The organism is Bradyrhizobium sp. SZCCHNR2028, assembly GCF_032380995.1.
In the GTDB taxonomy this organism is placed as follows: Bacteria; Pseudomonadota; Alphaproteobacteria; order Rhizobiales; family Xanthobacteraceae; genus Bradyrhizobium.
In genome coordinates this window covers 121,080-137,793 of sequence record NZ_JAUHJF010000007.1, presented here as the reverse complement: position 1 = coordinate 137,793, position 16,714 = coordinate 121,080, and the positions used below count along the sequence as shown (strand labels likewise).

At 65.5% G+C, this 16,714-nt stretch carries 13 protein-coding genes; 9 read left to right on the top strand and 4 right to left on the bottom strand.

Annotated elements, in window-relative coordinates; genetic code table 11:
* Positions 1-168: 168 nt before the first annotated feature.
* On the top strand, positions 169-2,046 hold the full coding sequence (locus QX121_RS14075; RefSeq protein WP_315812244.1) for an alkaline phosphatase family protein: 1,878 nt from the start codon (positions 169-171) through the stop codon (positions 2,044-2,046).
* Positions 2,047-2,277: 231 nt separating this feature from the next.
* Complete coding sequence (locus QX121_RS14070) at positions 2,278-3,399, top strand: hypothetical protein (RefSeq protein ID WP_315812243.1); 1,122 nt, start codon at positions 2,278-2,280, stop codon at positions 3,397-3,399.
* A gap of 73 nt (positions 3,400-3,472) precedes the next feature.
* Here the strand turns inward: QX121_RS14070 and QX121_RS14065 are convergent, their stop codons facing one another.
* Positions 3,473-4,342 (bottom strand): ferritin family protein, encoded by an 870-nt coding sequence (locus QX121_RS14065; protein WP_315812242.1) that lies wholly within the window; start codon positions 4,340-4,342, stop codon positions 3,473-3,475.
* Between the two features lie 209 nt (positions 4,343-4,551).
* Here QX121_RS14065 and QX121_RS14060 point away from each other — a divergent pair, with 209 nt between their 5' ends.
* The 7 genes from QX121_RS14060 to QX121_RS14030 are packed head-to-tail and all read left to right on the top strand — an operon-like array spanning position 4,552 to position 13,467.
* The gene (locus tag QX121_RS14060) at positions 4,552-6,846 is read left to right on the top strand and encodes a 4Fe-4S binding protein (RefSeq protein ID WP_409999338.1); all 2,295 of its coding nucleotides are present in this window, start codon (positions 4,552-4,554) and stop codon (positions 6,844-6,846) included.
* 10 nt (positions 6,847-6,856) lie between these two features.
* Positions 6,857-8,782, top strand: a complete 1,926-nt coding sequence (gene nosZ / locus QX121_RS14055; RefSeq protein WP_315776962.1) for a TAT-dependent nitrous-oxide reductase — start codon at positions 6,857-6,859, stop codon at positions 8,780-8,782.
* Between the two features lie 3 nt (positions 8,783-8,785).
* A complete protein-coding gene (locus QX121_RS14050) occupies positions 8,786-10,174 on the top strand; it encodes a nitrous oxide reductase family maturation protein NosD (protein ID WP_315739551.1) in 1,389 nt (462 codons plus the stop codon).
* On the top strand, positions 10,171-11,091 hold the full coding sequence (locus QX121_RS14045) for an ABC transporter ATP-binding protein (protein WP_315776963.1): 921 nt from the start codon (positions 10,171-10,173) through the stop codon (positions 11,089-11,091). The genes QX121_RS14050 and QX121_RS14045 overlap by 4 nt, the downstream gene beginning before the upstream one ends.
* Positions 11,088-11,918 (top strand): ABC transporter permease, encoded by an 831-nt coding sequence (locus QX121_RS14040; RefSeq protein WP_315739548.1) that lies wholly within the window; start codon positions 11,088-11,090, stop codon positions 11,916-11,918. Before QX121_RS14045 ends, QX121_RS14040 begins: the two co-directional genes overlap by 4 nt.
* Entirely contained in the window at positions 11,915-12,472 is a 558-nt protein-coding gene (locus QX121_RS14035; protein ID WP_315812240.1) for a nitrous oxide reductase accessory protein NosL, read from the top strand. Before QX121_RS14040 ends, QX121_RS14035 begins: the two co-directional genes overlap by 4 nt.
* The gene (locus QX121_RS14030) at positions 12,469-13,467 is read left to right on the top strand and encodes an FAD:protein FMN transferase (protein ID WP_315812239.1); all 999 of its coding nucleotides are present in this window, start codon (positions 12,469-12,471) and stop codon (positions 13,465-13,467) included. The genes QX121_RS14035 and QX121_RS14030 overlap by 4 nt, the downstream gene beginning before the upstream one ends.
* Before the next feature lie 114 nt (positions 13,468-13,581).
* Here the strand turns inward: QX121_RS14030 and QX121_RS14025 are convergent, their stop codons facing one another.
* The 3 genes from QX121_RS14025 to QX121_RS14015 are packed head-to-tail and all read right to left on the bottom strand — an operon-like array spanning position 13,582 to position 16,677.
* Positions 13,582-14,208: an NAD(P)H-dependent oxidoreductase gene (locus QX121_RS14025; RefSeq protein ID WP_315812238.1), complete on the bottom strand. Its 627-nt coding sequence runs from the start codon at positions 14,206-14,208 to the stop codon at positions 13,582-13,584.
* A gap of 3 nt (positions 14,209-14,211) precedes the next feature.
* Entirely contained in the window at positions 14,212-15,810 is a 1,599-nt protein-coding gene (locus tag QX121_RS14020) for an isochorismatase family protein (RefSeq protein WP_315812237.1), read from the bottom strand.
* 18 nt (positions 15,811-15,828) lie between these two features.
* Positions 15,829-16,677, bottom strand: coding sequence for an MBL fold metallo-hydrolase (locus QX121_RS14015; RefSeq protein WP_315781179.1), 849 nt, complete (start codon positions 16,675-16,677; stop codon positions 15,829-15,831).
* Positions 16,678-16,714 lie beyond the last annotated feature (37 nt).

Genomic DNA, 16,714 nt, shown 5'->3' with positions numbered 1-16,714 from the left:
ATGCTGCGCCGTGCGTCTCCTGCATCTACGCAAATGCGCGTCTCGCGCGCATTTCACAAAACCGAAGCAAGACCGACACCACGTTGCAATTTGTTGCCGCGATAAATTGCCGCAGGCGAGCAGCCATTCGTAAGCGCGCGCCACCACCCCACTCCGTCCGGAGATGTCATGACCAGAACAGTCACGCGGTCCAAGGCGCTCGCCCTTGCGACCACCGCCGTCTTCACCGCGACCAGCGTCGCACCAGCCTTCGCCGGCGCGGCGACCAGCACCCCGATCGAGCACGTCATCATCATCGTCGGTGAGAACCACACCTTCGACAATCTGTTCGGCACCTACAAGCCGAAGGCTGGTCAGGCCATCGACAATCTGCTCAGCAAGGGCATCGTCAACGAGGACGGCACGCCGGGGCGGCATTTCAAGAAGGCGGAACAGCGGATCGGTCGCGACGAGGCTCGCTACAGTGCCGAGACCGCGTCCACTGGCGCCTACGCAACGCTGCCGCAGCCCTACACCACATATGGAATCGGCCTGCCGCAGAACGTCCTCGACACCCGCTTCCCGGCCAATCTTCCCAATGGCCCGTATCAGATTTCGAAATACGTCTCCTACGCCGCCTATACCGGCGATCCGGTGCACCGCTTCTTCCAGATGTGGCAGGACATCGACGGCGGCAAGCACGACAAGTTCGTGTGGGTCGAGCAGACCATCGGCACCGGCTCGAACGGACAGCCCTATCCGGCCGGCGGGTTCAACCCGATGGAAGGCGCCATCTCGATGGGCTTCTACAACATGAACCCGTTCACCGATGCCTCCGGCAAGGCCCAGCCCGGTGACGCGCCGTTCTTCAAGCAGCTCGCCGACGAATATGCGATCAGCGACAATTATCATCAGGCCATCATGGGCGGCACCGGCGCCAACTTCCAGGCCCTCGTGACCGGCCACGCCGCGTTTTTCACCAACCCCGAGACGCTGAACGGCGCCCCGGCCGTGCCCTATGCCAACCAGATCGAAAATCCGGATCCGGTTGCCGGCACCAACAACTACTACAAGCAGGACGGCTACAGCGGCGGCTCCTACGTCAACTGCTCCGATCCGTCAGCGCCCGGCGTCGCCGCCATCAACGAGCAGCTGTTCAAGAACGGCGTCACCAGCAACAATTGCGCGTCGAACCATTATTATCTCGTCAACAATTACAGCATGTTCTGGAACCAGACCAGCGCGAAGCCGAATGCGCTCGGCTCGGACAAGTTCGTGCTGCCGCCGCAGAGTGCGCCGACCATCGCTGACGTGATGACGGCAAAGGGCGTGTCCTGGAAGTACTACAGCGCCGATCGCGGCGACGACGCCACCACCTTCGCCAAGAGCGTCGACGGCGTGCCGCTGCTGTTCCACTCCTATTGCGGCATCTGCGACCCGCTCACCGGCTTCAACAACATCATGAAGAACCCCGCCGAGGAAGCCAAGCTGCAGAACTACGGCGCCTTCGTGAAGGACGTGCAGAGCAACACGTTGCCGGCCGTGTCGTTCGTGCGTCCGTTCGAGGCGCTCGCAGGGCATCCCGCCGATTCGACCACGGACCTCTATGAGAAGTTTCTCGAGGCCCTGATCAATCGCGTCAAGGCCAACCCGCAGCTCTGGGCCAAGACCGCGATCTTCATCACGACGGACGAGGGCGGCGGCTACTATGACTCCGGCTATGTCCAGCCGGTGGACTTCCTCGGCGACGGCACCCGCATTCCCTTCATCCTGGTCTCGCCGCTGGCCAAGAAGGGTCATGTCGACCACACCTATTACGATCACGTCTCGCTGCTGAAATTCATCGAGCGCAACTGGCGGCTGCCCACGATCTCCGCCGTCAGCCGCGACCGGCTGCCCAACCCGATTCATGATCGGGACGACAACCGCTACGTGCCGAAGAACCGTCCGGCGATCGGCGACCTGATGAACCTGTTCGCCTTCAGCGATAACGATGGCGATCACGATCACGACGGCGGCTGGCATCATCACGACCACGGTGAGCACGGACACGGCGACGACCGCTGATCGACGGGAGTCTGCCGTTGTCAAGAACAGCCCGCCGCACACGTTGCGGCGGGCCCTTCTGTGCATTGTCCGCGGCGGACGACATTGATGGTGCACCGAATTGCAACATCGTGACGCCGTCAGCGGATTGTCAGCCGATCGTCACGCCCCCGTTATCGACCCTCCGCATCGTCCCGCCGCCGCTTGAATGAAGCGGCGCGATGCAACCGAGGTCTTGGGGGATCTTGTAGAATGTCACTTCGATCATCATTCAAATCTGCCTTTCACGAACTGCTCACATTGTCTGTCACGATGTTGTTGCTCGCGTTCGCCGCTGCCGCGCCAAGCCTCGCGCACGATCACGGCTTCGACGACGACGACGACGACAGCTACGCCATCGGTCTGTGGGGCGACCTACCCTATTCCACGCTGCAGGCCACCGTCGGCGTCCCGAACCTGATCGCGGACATGAACGCCCACCGGCTGAAGTTCACCGCGCATGACGGCGACCTGAAGCAGGGCTCCAATTCCGCCTGCGACGCCGGCCTCTATGCCCAGGCGCTCGCCTTCTTCAACAGCCTCGAGGCGCCGGCCATGTTCACGCCCGGCGACAACGACTGGGTCGATTGCGATCGCCCCTCGAATGGCGGCTTCAACTCACGCGACCGGCTCGACTACGAGCGCAAGGTGTTCTTCTCGACGCCGTTCTCGCTCGGCCAACGCAAGCTGCGCCAGGAGGTGCAGACCGATCCGCTGTGTCTCAGCGCCAACGGCACCAAGGTCGGCTGCGTCGAGAATCGCCGCTGGACCGTTGGCCGCGTGACCTATGCGACGCTGAACATCCAGGGCTCCTGCAACAATCTCTGCGACACCAATCCAGATCCGGACGAATACAACGCGCGCAATGCAGCCGTGATTCTCTGGATGCAGCAGACCTTCGCAGAGGCCAGGAAGCGCCATTCCGCTGCGGTGATGTTCATCACCCAGGGCAACCCGGGCTGGGACCAGGCCGATCCCACGCGCGCGCCGCTGCGCGATCCCAAGACGCTCGCCGAGACCGACGGGCAGCCGGATGGCTTCGTCAGCTTCCTGACCGCGTTGCGCACCGAGGTGGAGACGTTCCGCAGGCCGGTCGCCTACGTCCATGGCGATTCGCATTACTTCCGGATCGACCAGCCGTTGCTCAACAGTGCCGGCCAGCGGCTGGAGAACTTCGTTCGTGTCGAAACGTTCGGCGACAATCAGGGCAACGGCAACAACGACGTGCGCTGGGTCAAGGTGACCGTCGATCCGCGCAGCCGCGACGTGTTTTCCTTCCAGCCCGTCACGGTGCCGGCGAACCGCACCGCCGTGCCGGCGCCGGCCCGCAACTGAGCCTCATCATGATCGGGTCGTCCAGCCTGGCTGGGCGACCCTCGTCCTTCGCCAAGCAGCTCTGAAGTTGGACTCAACCGAGCGACCGCAGCCAGGCCAGCCGCGCGATCGCCTGCGACGCCAGCCGCTGCATCAGATCGAGCCGGTCCGGTTCGGTCGCTCGCTCCGCATGCTCCAGATACGCGTCCGCGAGCGCCTCCGCCAGCAAGGCTGCATCGGCTTGCGCGAGCGCCGCCGGCAGGCGCAGCAGGTCCGCAACCTCCGATGCCATTGCCGCGGCTTCATACGCAAGCTCGCGCACGCGATCCGCCGGGCGACCAGCGGCGCGCGCAGCCATCGCGCCGAGCAGTTCCGCGAGGCGGCGTTCCAGCCGGCCGGCGTCGATCGTGCCCGTGTCCGACGCCACCGTCGCCGCGCGCCTGGCGTCGGCCTCAAGATGATAGGCACGGCGCCGCTCCTTGCGCAGCGTCGCGACGTGACCGAGTTCCTCTCGCGCCATGGCCTCGGACGCCTTCTTGACCTCGGGATCATCGGCAAATGCCGCGACATAGGACCAGAACGCGAAGGCCCGCTCCTCGTTGCGCACCGCCATCGACAGCGCGCGGTACGGCGTCATCAGCCGTGAGTCCTGGATTTCGCGCGCCGCGCCGGGCTCAAAGGTCTCCGGCGGCTGCCAGCGCACCAGCGACGCATCGGGGGCACGCCCCGTTCGCGCTTGCGACCATTGCGCGACACTGTCGACATGCTCGCGCTCGGCCGCGGCCAACCTCGCGAAGACGTCGGCCAGATCGAGCCGGCCTTGACGCTGCATCTCTCCGGACAGCTCGTCGTAGCGATCGGCCGCCTCCTGCTCCATCGCATTGGCGAGCGCGAACAGCTCGTCAATCGAATGCAGGTTCCCGGCCGGTTCCGACTTGAGCGAAAGCGTGCGTGACAACAACATATGATAGTCTGCCTGATTGTCCTGGCCTGTTTGATCCAGCGCAACGTCCGTCGGATTGCGACCCACTAGACAACCGGCACGATAAGGAGTCAATTTAGCCCGACTCTATTTGCTCCGGGATTGTCAATGGCGACGATCCTTTCCTTCCCCGAAACAGTCCTGACTGGAATACGGCCCTTCGTGGGCCGGCCGTTCCGCTTGAGGTGATCATGGTTGCGAGTGATGTCGCCACCAAACGGTGGCGCATGCCTGCTATCTTGGTAGCAATCCTCATCGGGCTCTGCACGATCGCGGCCCCGCGCGCAGCACATGCTGCCGGCGATCTCGCAACCTACCTCTCGAAGATCACGCCGGGTGAGCTCTTCCCCGATGCGGATCGTTTCGGCGTGCCGCAAGGCGAGCCGCCGATCATGCCGGTGTATCGCGGCGATCAGCTCAAGGGTTACGTCTATCTCAACTCCGATTTCGCCAATTCCGTCGGCTATTCGGGCAAGCCGATCCACATCCTCGTCGGCATCGATCCCAAGGGCGTCATCACCGGGCTGAAGCTGGTCGATCACAAGGAGCCGATCGTGCTGATCGGCATTCCCGAGCCACGCATCGTTGCCGCACTCAATGGCCTGCTCGGCAAGGACATGACGCCGATCTCGCACGGCGCAGAACATGCGCCGCAGGCCGACATCGTCTCGGGTGCCACGGTCACCGTGCTGGTGATGCACGACAGCATCGTGCGCGCCGCCACGCGCCTGATCCGCAGCGGCCGCATTGGTGCCGGCGCTGCGGCGAGCGCCGCCGCAGCACAGCCGGGCGTGACCAGGACGGTCGATCCCGACAAGAGCGAGATCCGTGACTGGGGCAACCTGCTCGGCGACGGCTCGGTGCGGCGCCTGCATCTCAGCATCGGCGACGTCAACGACGCATTCGCCAAGTCGGGCAATGCGGCGGCCGCGCAAAATCCCGAGCCCGGCGATGCCGGCGACACCTTCATCGATCTCTATGTGGCCATGGCCAGCGTGCCCACCATCGGCCGCAGCCTGCTCGGCGACGAGGGCTATCAGCGACTCAAGCAGCGATTGCAGCCCGGACAGCAGGCGATCGTCGTCGCCGGCGACGGCGTCTACTCGTTCAAGGGCTCCGCTTATGTCCGAGGCGGCATCTTCGACCGTATCGAGGTGCTGCAGGAGGGCGGAAGCACACGGTTCCGCGACAAGAACCACATGCGACTCGGTGCGCTGGCCGCCGCCGGCGCGCCCGCCCTGCGCGAGATCGGACTGTTCGTCACGCCGCCCGAATTCACGCTCGACCCGACCGAGCCATGGCAGCTCCAGCTCCTGGTGCAACGAAGCACCGGCAGCCACGACAAGGCGTTCCTGACTTTCGATGTCGACTACGCCGTTCCAGACGTTTATCTGAAGCACGAGACGCGCGCCGCTGCGACGCCGGCGACGGCCGCACAGCCCGCCCCGTCCACCGCGCAACCAGTCACCGACGACACCGAAGAGCCGTTATGGATGCGCATCTGGCGCTCGCAGACGGTCTCCATCGGCATCACCGCGCTCGCGCTGGCCGTGCTCACCGGGATCTTCTTCTTCCAGAACGTTCTGGTGCGCCGTCCCCGGCTCTACACGTGGGTCCGCCGCGCCTATCTCCTGTTCGTGCTGGTCTGGCTCGGCTGGTACGCCAACGCCCAGCTCTCTGTCGTCAACGTCGTCACCTTCATCAACGCGCTGCTGACCGGCTTCCATTGGGAGTTCTTCCTCGCAGCGCCCTTGATCTTCATCCTGTGGGCGGCAACGGCGGCTGGACTGCTGTTCTGGGGCCGCGGGCCGTTCTGCGGCTGGCTCTGTCCGTTCGGCGCGCTGCAGGAGCTGACCAACACAGTGGCAAAATGGCTCAAGGTGCCGCAGATCACGGTGCCCTGGGGGCTGCACGAGCGGCTGTGGCCGATCAAATACATCATCTTCCTCGGTCTGTTTGGGCTGTCGCTGTATTCGGTCGCGCTCGCCGAGCAGGTCGCGGAGGTCGAGCCGTTCAAGACTGCGATCATCCTGAAATTCTCGCGCAGCTGGCCGTTCGTGCTGTATGCCGCGGCGCTGCTCGGCATCGGCCTGTTCATCGAACGCTTCTTCTGCCGCTATCTCTGCCCGCTGGGCGCCGCGCTCGCGATTCCCGGTCGCATCCGCACCTTCGAATGGCTGCGCCGCTGGAAGGAGTGCGGCTCGCCCTGCCAGCGCTGCGCCAAGGAATGCCCGGTGCAGTCGATCCATCCCGAGGGACACATCAACGTCAATGAGTGCATCTACTGCATGCATTGCCAGGAGCTCTACTACGACGACCAGCGCTGTCCGCACATGATCCAAGTCCGGCTCAAGCGCGAGAAGTTCGAGGCGATGTCATCGCCGTCGATGCGCGCCGCCAAATCCGGTCCGAAGACCGTGATCACCCACGCCGGCCGGCCGACGACGGCGCCGGCCCAATCCAACGATCTCACCCATCCATCATAAGGAGACGACGATGGCGCACGACGACGACCAGACGAAACTCAGCCGCCGGCAGATCGTCGGCACCGCCGCACTGGGCGCGGCCGGCGTGGCCGGCAGCATCGGCCTCGGCAAGAGCATCGAGACGACACCGGCCGCGGCGCAGGCGCGAGCTGGACAGAGCGGGGGCAAGGCCGAGGTCGCGCCGGGTCAGCTCGACGAATACTACGTCTTCTTCTCCAGCGGTCAGACCGGCGAGCTTCGCATCGTCGGCATGCCGTCGATGCGCGAGCTGATGCGTATCCCCGTCTTCAACCGGTGCAGCGCCACCGGCTGGGGCCAGACCAACGAGAGCCGCAAGATCATGACCGAGGGGCTGCTGCCCGAGACGCGCGAGCGGCTCAAGGATCGGCTCGGCATCTGGATGAACGGCGACTGCCACCATCCACACATGTCGTTCACCAACGGCACCTATGACGGACGCTACGTCTTCATCAACGACAAGGCCAATACCCGCCTAGCCCGCATTCGCACCGACGTCATGAAGTGCGACAAGATCATCGAGCTGCCGAACCAGTACACGATCCACGGCATGCGTCCGCAGAAATTCCCGCGCACCGGCTACCTGTTCTGCAACGGCGAATATGAGGTGCCGCTGCCGAACGACGGCAAGGTGCTCGACGACAAGTCGAAATACTGGTCGATGTTCTCGGCCGTCGACGGCGACACCATGACGGTTGCCTGGCAGGTGATCGTCGACGGCAATCTCGACAACACCGATTGCGACTACCAGGGCAAATATGCCTTCGCGACCTGCTACAATTCCGAGAAGGGCGTGACGCTCGCCGAGATGACCGCGAGCGAGCAGGACTGGGTGACGATCTTCAACATCAAGCGCATCGAGGAGGCCGTCAAGAAGGGAGACTTCAAGGAGATGAACGGCGTTCCCGTCATCGATGGCCGCAAGGGATCACCCTACACCCGCTACGTTCCGGTCTCGAACAGCCCGCACGGCCTCAACACGGCCCCCGACGGCATCCATGTCATCGCCAACGGCAAGCTGGCGCCGACGGTCACGGTGATCGACGTCCGCCTGATCGACAACCTGTTCGACGACAAGATCAAGCCGCGCGATGTCGTCGTGGCCGAGCCGGAGCTCGGCCTCGGGCCGCTGCACACCGCCTTCGACGGCCGGGGCAATGCCTACACCACGCTGTTCCTCGACAGCCAGGTCTGTAAATGGAGCCTCGATCTCGCCAAGCGCGCCTTCAAGGGCGAGAAGGTCAACCCGATCATCCAGAAGCTCGACGTCCACTATCAGCCGGGTCACAACCACGCCTCGATGGGCGAGACCCGCGAAGCCGACGGCAAATGGCTGCTGTCGCTGAACAAGTTCTCCAAGGACCGTTTCCTGAATGTCGGCCCGCTCAAGCCGGAGAACGACCAGCTGATCGACATCTCCGGCGACAAGATGGAGCTGGTGCACGACGGCCCGAGCTTCGCCGAGCCGCACGACGCCGTGATCGTGCATCGCTCCAAGCTCGAGGGGCGCGTGACCTCGATCTGGAAGCGCGACGACCCGTTCTTCGCCGACGCCCGCAAGCAGGCCGCGGCCGACGGCGTCACACTGGAGAGCGACGCCAAGGTGATCCGCGACGGCAACAAGGTGCGCGTCTACATGTGGTCCAGCGCGCCTGCCTACGCGCTCGAGAAGTTCGAGGTCAAGCAGGGCGACGAGGTGACCGTCTATGTCACCAACATCGACGACGTCGAGGACCTGGTGCACGGCTTCTGCATCGTCAACTACGGCGTCAACATGGAGATCGATCCGCAGCAGACCTCGTCCGTGACGTTCATCGCGGACAAGCCCGGCGTGTACTGGTATTTCTGCACATGGTTCTGCCACGCCATGCACATGGAAATGCGCGGACGCATGCTGGTCTCGCCGCGGAACGCGTGAGCGATGCGGCGCATGCGCCATATCAAGACTCTGGGGCTGGCGACGCTCGTCGTCGCCGGCCTGCCCTTCCGCGCCCAGGCGGCGACTCTGCAGGTCGGAGCTGAAACCACCGACCTGCAGGCCCTGCTCGACCGCGCCGCCGACGGCGACGAGATCGCGCTCGCCACCGGCACCTATCGCGGACCGCTACGGATCAGCCACCGCTTGACGCTGGCTGGGGCTCCAGGCGCCGTGATCAGCGGTGGCGGCGAGGGCAGCGTCATCACCGTGGCGGCGCCGGGCACCGTCATTCGCGGCCTCGCCATCGACGGATCCGGCCGTGCGCTGGAGCAGATGGATTCCGGCATCTTCGTCGAGCAGGCCGCGCACGACGCACTGATCGAGAACAACCGCATCGAAGGCAATCTGTTCGGCGTCTATCTGCACGGATCGGCCAACGCCATGGTCCGTCACAACAGCATCATCGGCCTGCGCGCGACGCGTGGCGGCGTGACCGGCAACGGCGTCTCCGTCTGGAACGCGCCGGGCGCCAAGGTGATCGACAACCAATTCCGGTACGGCCGCGATGGCGTGTTCGCCATCACCAGCCGCAACAACGTCTTCAGCCGCAATCGCTTCAGCGACCTGCGCTTCGCGGTGCACTTCATGTACACCAACGACAGCGAAATCTCCGGCAACGTCTCGACCCGCAACATCATCGGCTATGCGATGATGTTCTCCAAGGCGCTCGTCGTGAGGGATAACGTCTCGGATCACGACCGCGACCGCGGCTTGCTGTTCAACGCGGCCAATGGCTCGCAGATCTCCGGCAACAGCGTGATCGGCGGGCTCCAGCCGGCAGACCGCTGGGCCACCGCGGAGAACCGGGGCACCGACGAAGGCGTGCCGCAGGCCGATGCGAGCACGGCCACGCCGACCGCCGGCGCCCGTCCCGGTCCCGAGAAATGCGTGTTCATCTACAACACCAACAACAACCATATCACCGACAACTGGTTCGAAGGGTGCGAGATCGGCGTTCACTTCACCGCCGGCTCCGAGGGCAACGACATCAGGGGCAATGCCTTCGTCAACAATGCCAGCCAGATCAAGTATGTCGGCACCCGCCATCTCGACTGGTCGAAAAACGGCCGCGGCAATTATTGGAGCGACAACCCGGGCTTCGACCTCAACGGCGACGGCATCGCCGACACCGCCTATCGGCCGAATGATCTGATCGACCGCGTATTGTGGACCGCGCCGGCCGCCAAGGTCCTGATCAACAGCCCAGCCGTGCAGGTGATCCGCTGGGCGCAGGCGCAGTTTCCCGCGATCCTGCCCGGCGGAGTCGTCGACAGCCATCCCCTGATATCGCCGCCGGCGCGCCGCGCCGCTGCAGAAAGCGGGCCTCGATGACCGCGACGATCCATGTCGCCGACGTGATCAAGCACTACGGCAAGGTCGAAGCCGTGAGGGGCGTCTCGTTCGATCTCGCCGCCGGCGAGATGGTGGCGCTGATCGGCCACAACGGCGCCGGCAAGACGACGCTGATGAAGATCATGCTCGGGCTGATCCGCCCCACCCGCGGCACCATCGCCGTACTCGGTGAAAATCCAGCCGCCGGCGAGTTCTCCTCGCGGCGCCGCCTCGGCTACCTGCCGGAGAACGTCGCCTTCGATGCCGCCCTTACCGGCCGCGAGACCCAGACCTTCTACGCACGGCTCAAGCGCGAGCCGGTCGGACAGGCCCTCGAGCTGCTCGACGTCGTCGGACTAGGCGATGCCGCAAAGCGCCGCGTCAACACCTACTCCAAGGGCATGCGCCAGCGCCTTGGGCTGGCACAGGCGCTGATCGGCCGCCCGCGCGTGCTGCTGCTCGACGAACCGACCAGCGGTCTCGATCCGGAGCTCCGCCAGACCTTCTACGAGGTGATCGAGCGGCTCGCCGCCGAGGGCACGACGGTGCTGCTGTCGTCGCATGCGCTGACCGAGTTGGAGGAACGCGCCGGCCGCGTCATCATTATGAACCGCGGCCTGAAGGTCGCCGACGGCACACTCGACGAGCTGCGCCGCCTCGCGCGATTGCCGACCCGGATTCGAGTCAAGGTCGCCTCCCTGCCGCCGTCGGGCCCGCCGGCCTGGCTCCCGCCGGCCGCGTCCTATCGCCGGGTGAACGGCCACATCGTCGAGATCGACGCAGCGCCGGACGAGAAGATCGAGCTGCTGCGTCTGGCGACGGCCGACGCCACCGCCGTCCAGGATCTCGAGCTCATTCCACCCAGTCTCGACGAGCTCTACGCGCATTTCCTGCGCCACGCGGAGCACCCGCAATGACCAGCGTCATCACCATCGCCGCCAAGGAGATCCAGCAGGCGATCCGCAATCGCTGGGTGCTGGCCTCGACCCTGCTGCTGGCCGGACTCGCGCTGTCGCTGACCTTCCTCGGCAGCGCACCGACCGGTACCGTCGGCGCGCGAGCGCTCGATGTGGTCATCGTCAGCCTGTCGAGCCTGACCATCTTCCTGATCCCGCTGATCGCGCTTCTGATCTCGCACGATGCCATCGTCGGCGACATGGAGCGCGGCACCATGCTGCTGCTGCTCAGCTATCCCGTAGCGCGCTGGCAGGTGCTGCTCGGCAAGTTCCTCGGTCATCTCGCGGTGCTCGCCTTCGCGACCTGCCTCGGCTATGGCGCCGCCGCGGTGGCGCTGCTGATCGCCGGCAGCCACTTCGACAGCGACGGGCTCGCGGCCTTCGCGGCGATGATCGGCTCCTCCGTTCTGCTTGGCGCGGTGTTCGTCGCAATCGGCTATCTCGTCAGCGCCGTCGTGCGCGACCGCGGCACCGCAGCGGGTGTCAGCATCGGCCTGTGGCTCGTGCTCGTCCTGATCTACGACATGGCGTTGCTCGGCCTTCTGGTGATCGACCAGGGCCGCAACGTCTCCGGCGGCGTGCTCAGCGCGCTGCTGCTGCTCAATCCGACCGATGCCTACCGGCTTTTCAACCTGACCGGCTTCGCCAATGTCAGCCTGTTCTCCGGCATGGCCGGGCTCGCCGGCAGCAGCACGCTGTCGGTGCAGGCGCTGCTCGCGGCGCTGGTGCTGTGGACGTTGGTACCGCTCGCCGGCGCCGCGCTGGCCTTCTCACGGAGGGAGCTATGAAACGCCTCGCTTTCGCCTGCGCGCTCATCACCGCCTTTGCTCTCGGCGCCTGCAACGACAAGCAGGCCGCCGCGCCGCCGCCGCCGATCAAGCTGACGGCGGAGGCGATCGGGCACTATTGCGGCATGAACCTGCTCGAGCATTCCGGTCCCAAGGGACAGATCTTCGCCGCCAGCCTGATCGAGCCGGTGTGGTTCTCCTCGGCCCGCGACGCCATCGCCTTCACGATGCTGCCCGACGAGCCCAAGGACATCCAGGCGATCTACGTCTCCGACATGGGCAAGGCCGCGAGCTGGGACAATCCGGGTGCCGACAATTGGGTCGAAGCCCGCAAGGCGGTGTTCGTGATCGGCAGCCGACTCAGAAGCGGCATGGGCAGCGACGAGGCTGTACCGTTCTCGGATCGGAGCGCCGCCGAGCGCTTCGCGGCCGAGCACGGCGGTCGCATCGTCGGCTTCACCGAGGTGCCGCGCGACTATGTGCTGAGCTCCCCCGACGACAACGCCGGCACGAACGAGCCGGGCCACAAGGACACGACTGAGGTGCGACGATGACAAATCAGCTCTCGCGTCGGCGCTTCATCCGCATCAGCGCCGCACTGGCGGGCCTTGCGATCGCACCCTGCGGCAGGCAGGCGGCCGGCAGCACCGCTGGCCTCGTCGAATGGCGCGGCACGTTGCTCGGCGCCGTTGCCACGATCAAGCTTCATCACCATGACCGGCGCGAGGCCGAGCGGGTGATCACGGTCTCGATCAGCGAAGCACGGCGACTCGAGCGCCTGTTCAGCCTTTATCTTGAGGACTCGGCGCTGGTCACATTGAACCGCACCGGCGTGTTGGTCGCACCGGCGCCGGAGCTGGTCGACATCCTCACGCTCTCGCAGCGCTACGCCGCGTTGACCGACGGCCGCTTCGACCCGACCGTGCAGCCGCTGTGGACGCTCTATGCCGATCATTTTTCGCGCCCCGATGCGAATCCCGACGGCCCACCGCAGGCGGCCGTACAAGAGGCGCTGGCGCGGGTCGGCCATCAGCGGCTCAGCGTCAGCCGCGATCGCATCGTCATGCCGCGCGGCACGGCGCTCACCCTGAATGGCATCGCGCAGGGCTATGTCACGGATCGGATCGTCGACCTGCTGCGCAGCGAAGGCGTGCAGCAGAGCCTGGTCGACATGGGCGAAGCCCGCGCCATCGGCGCGCGGCCGGACGCCCGGCCCTGGGAGATCGCGATCGCCGACCCCGACAGTCCCGATCGGATCGCCGCGATGCTACCGATCATCGATCGGGCCGTATCGACGTCAGGCGCCTATGGCCTCCGCTTCGATCCGCACGGCCGCTTCAATCATCTGTTCGATCCGCACAGCGGCGGCTGCGCGCAGCGCTATCGCAGCGTGACCACGGTCGCCGGCAATGCCACGGCGGCCGACGCGCTTTCGACCGCGTTTAGTCTGATGTCGGAGCCTGAGATCCGTGCGCTGCTGCCGCGCACCGAGGTCGACCGTGTCCACCTGATCGACGCGGCGGGAGCCGCAGTCGACCTTATCGGTTGAATTCTTTCTGCGGCTGGATCAGTCGAGAGCACGATCACAGGACGCCAGTCGAGGGACGAAACCACCGGCAGCTCGGACGCGATGCGCGCAGCGGGCCCGCCTCTTCATGTCATATCAAAACCGTGCAGCCATCTCCACGAGCCGCCTGTGCGCCCGCTCACGCGCCACGCCGGTGTGCGCGGCCGGCCCGCTGGTCGGCCCGATCGCCACGAAGTGCAGATCGCGAAGCCCCATGAAGCGCAGCGCCTCGCGCAAATAGGGCGTCGCGAGATCGGTGCGCCCCCGGCTGATGCCGCTGGTGAAGTCGCCTCCGCTGGCGAGGATCACCAGCGTCGGACGATCCTTCAGAAGTGGCAGGTAGCCGCGCGACGGATCGAAGCGAAAGGTGAGGCCCGGCTGATTGATGATATCCAGCCAGTGCTTGAGCTTGTAGGGAATGCCGAAATTCCACATCGGCGTCGAGATCACGACGCGCTCGGCCAGATCGAGCCGCACCGCCATGCGCTCGGCCACCGCGAACGCCTCCCGCTGGCCATCGGTGAAGGCGCGTCCACCCGTGCGGGCATACTTCGCCTGCAAAATCTCGCCCTCGAACTCCGGCAGCTTCTCGCGCCACAGATTCATCTCGTCGACGTCCCAGCCCGGCCGCGCCTGCCTGAAGCGGTCGAGGAAGGCGTGCGCGCCGGCGCTGGATTCGGAGTCTGCCCGCGGCGAGGCGACGAGATGCAGCAGCTTGGGCATGTCTCACCCCAGCGCCCTGATCACTGCGTCGGCCCTAGTCACGACAGCAACGTTCTGCATGGCGAAGTTGATCGACGCATTGTGCCAGTCCGCGTTCATCGTCGAGCAGCAATCCTCCGGCACCACCATGAAGTAGCCTTTGTCGGCCCCTGTGCGCGCGGTGTGCTCGACCGACATGTTGGTCCAGGCCCCCGTATTGATGATCACGTCACGCCCGGTGGCCTTGAGAATGGTCTCGAGCCGCGTGCCCTCCCAGGCGCTCATCCGCATCTTCTCGACGACGAAGTCCCCGCTCCGCGGCTCCAGCCCAGCGACCGGCGCAGCCCCCCAGCTGCCGCGCACCATCGCCTTGCTGTCGACCAGCCCCTCGAACAGCGGCGCGTTCAACGTCACGCCGGGGGCACCGGGCTCGACGACGAACCAGACGTGGACGATGACGACGCCGCGTGCGCGCGCGACCTCGGCAAGCCGGCGGACGTTGTCGACGACGCGCTGCTGCCTAGCATGACCGGGAGCCCCGGAATCGGCAAACGCGCCGCCGTCCATGATGACGTCGTTCTGCAGATCCTGGATGATCATCGCGCAGCGGCGCGGATCGAGCTGCATGTCGCCCGACGCCAGCAGCGGCGCCGATGGCGCGCCTGCGGACGTCGCGCTGGATGGGGACGAGCCCGCCGCAGCCCCCCGCGCCTGGGCCCTCATATAGGGCTCGTGGCGCGGGCCGACCTTGGTCGCGATCGCATAGACCGAATGCGTCGCGGTGAGATAGAGCGTGCGAAAATCGGCGCCGCCCCAGGCGAGATTGGCGACCAGTTCCGGGACGCGCACCTTGCCGAGCAACTCGCCGGTGCGCGCATAGACCCAGACGCCGCCCGGCGCGGTCACCCAGACATTGCCGCGCTGATCGCATTTCATGCCGTCGGGCACGCCGGGCTCCAGCTCGGAGCGGATGCCGCTAGCAAACACGCGCCCGTTCGAGAGCGCCCCGTCGCTACCGACGTCGAACACGCGGATCAACGCCTGCACGGTGTCGTTGACATAGAGCAGCGCCTCGTCCGGCGAGAAGCACAGCCCGTTCGGCTGATCGAACAGATAACGATCGACCAGCAGCCGCGGCGGACCGCCGCCCGGTGGCACACGGTACACGCCCTGGAAGCCGAGCTGGCGCGGCCGCTCGACGCCGTAGACCGGCATGCGGCCATACCAGGGATCGGAGAAGTAGATTGCGCCGCTGGAATGGACGCACACGTCGTTCGGACTGTTGAGCTCCTGGTTGTCGACATGCGAGGCCAGGATCTCGCGGCGGCCATCGGGCCGCTCGCGCACCAGCGACGACGTCGCGTGCTCGCAGACGATCAAATTGAGGTCGGCATCATAGGTCATGCCGTTGCACTTGTTCGACGGCCGACGCATCTCGACCACGCCGCGCCTCGCGTCCCAGCGGCGGCGGACGTCGGCCGGCATATCGGAGAACAGCAGGAAATGCTCGATCGGGTGCCAGATCGGCCCTTCCGTGAAGTCGAAGCCGGTCGCGACCTGGGACACCGGTGCGTAGGGGTCGATCAGGCTCTCGAATTCAGGGCGCAAGGTCACATGGGTCATGGCCGATCCTCGCGCCGACTACGCCGGAAACCAGTGCCGCTGCGGCAGCGACTGCACGATGGGACCCGGCACCTGGTCGTGCAACCGCCCTGTCACCACGCCGCCCTCGATCTTGGCCGGGCGATCATGCACCGGCAACAGATAGCGGGAGCTCGACAGCAGCTTCTTGATCGCCGCCTTCTCGGCGCGCTTCGAGGTGCCGTGATTGCCGGTCGTGCGCGGCTCCGCGTCCTGGATCTCGTTGAACGGGGTCACGATCTGGTCGTTGAAGTCGTAGATCACGTCGCCGCAGATGGTGGCGATGCCGTCGGCGGTGTGGACGTGGATGTTCATCGAGCCTTCGGTGTGGGCATTGGCGGCATCGCAATAGACCCCCGGCATCAGCTCGACAGGTCCGGTCAGCTCGAGATCGAGGAAGCGCAGCGCGCTCTTGGTGTGCAGCCGGTCGATCAGATGCTTGATGTCCGGCGCCGGATATTGCGGGTGCATCAGCCCGGACACCGAATATTCAAGCTCGCGGCGGTTGAGCACGACCGTCGTGTTCATCGGGAACAGATCGTCCTTTCCCGCATGATCGATGTGCAGATGGGTGTGGCAGACATAACGGACGTCGCCCATGCGCACGCCATGCCGCGCCAGCTGGTTCTCGATCATGTTCTCATGGTACTGCAGCCCGCGCATGCCCAGCGTCTCCATGATCTGGTTGGAGCGGTAGCCGGTGTCGACCACGACCGGATACGGTCCGCCCAGGATCAGGAAGCCGAGCGTCAGCACCCGGCGGGTGCGGCCGCAGTCGCGGCCCAGCACGAGGAAGCTCGATTCGAGCTCGATATCACCATAGTCGAGAATCTTGATTTCCAGCGCCATGAGCGTTCCCTGTTGCTTTTGTTGTCGTTGCAGGCGG

What these genes read in the sequence shown, in the direction of transcription:
- QX121_RS14075 (WP_315812244.1), top strand. Translation starts at nt 169, where the DNA reads ATGACCAGAACAGTCACGCGGTCCAAGGCGCTCGCCCTTGCGACCACC.
- QX121_RS14070 (WP_315812243.1), top strand. Translation starts at nt 2,278, where the DNA reads ATGTCACTTCGATCATCATTCAAATCTGCCTTTCACGAACTGCTCACA.
- QX121_RS14065 (WP_315812242.1), bottom strand. Translation starts at nt 4,342, where the DNA reads ATGTTGTTGTCACGCACGCTTTCGCTCAAGTCGGAACCGGCCGGGAAC.
- QX121_RS14060 (WP_409999338.1), top strand. Translation starts at nt 4,552, where the DNA reads ATGGTTGCGAGTGATGTCGCCACCAAACGGTGGCGCATGCCTGCTATC.
- nosZ (WP_315776962.1), top strand. Translation starts at nt 6,857, where the DNA reads ATGGCGCACGACGACGACCAGACGAAACTCAGCCGCCGGCAGATCGTC.
- QX121_RS14050 (WP_315739551.1), top strand. Translation starts at nt 8,786, where the DNA reads ATGCGGCGCATGCGCCATATCAAGACTCTGGGGCTGGCGACGCTCGTC.
- QX121_RS14045 (WP_315776963.1), top strand. Translation starts at nt 10,171, where the DNA reads ATGACCGCGACGATCCATGTCGCCGACGTGATCAAGCACTACGGCAAG.
- QX121_RS14040 (WP_315739548.1), top strand. Translation starts at nt 11,088, where the DNA reads ATGACCAGCGTCATCACCATCGCCGCCAAGGAGATCCAGCAGGCGATC.
- QX121_RS14035 (WP_315812240.1), top strand. Translation starts at nt 11,915, where the DNA reads ATGAAACGCCTCGCTTTCGCCTGCGCGCTCATCACCGCCTTTGCTCTC.
- QX121_RS14030 (WP_315812239.1), top strand. Translation starts at nt 12,469, where the DNA reads ATGACAAATCAGCTCTCGCGTCGGCGCTTCATCCGCATCAGCGCCGCA.
- QX121_RS14025 (WP_315812238.1), bottom strand. Translation starts at nt 14,208, where the DNA reads ATGCCCAAGCTGCTGCATCTCGTCGCCTCGCCGCGGGCAGACTCCGAA.
- QX121_RS14020 (WP_315812237.1), bottom strand. Translation starts at nt 15,810, where the DNA reads ATGACCCATGTGACCTTGCGCCCTGAATTCGAGAGCCTGATCGACCCC.
- QX121_RS14015 (WP_315781179.1), bottom strand. Translation starts at nt 16,677, where the DNA reads ATGGCGCTGGAAATCAAGATTCTCGACTATGGTGATATCGAGCTCGAA.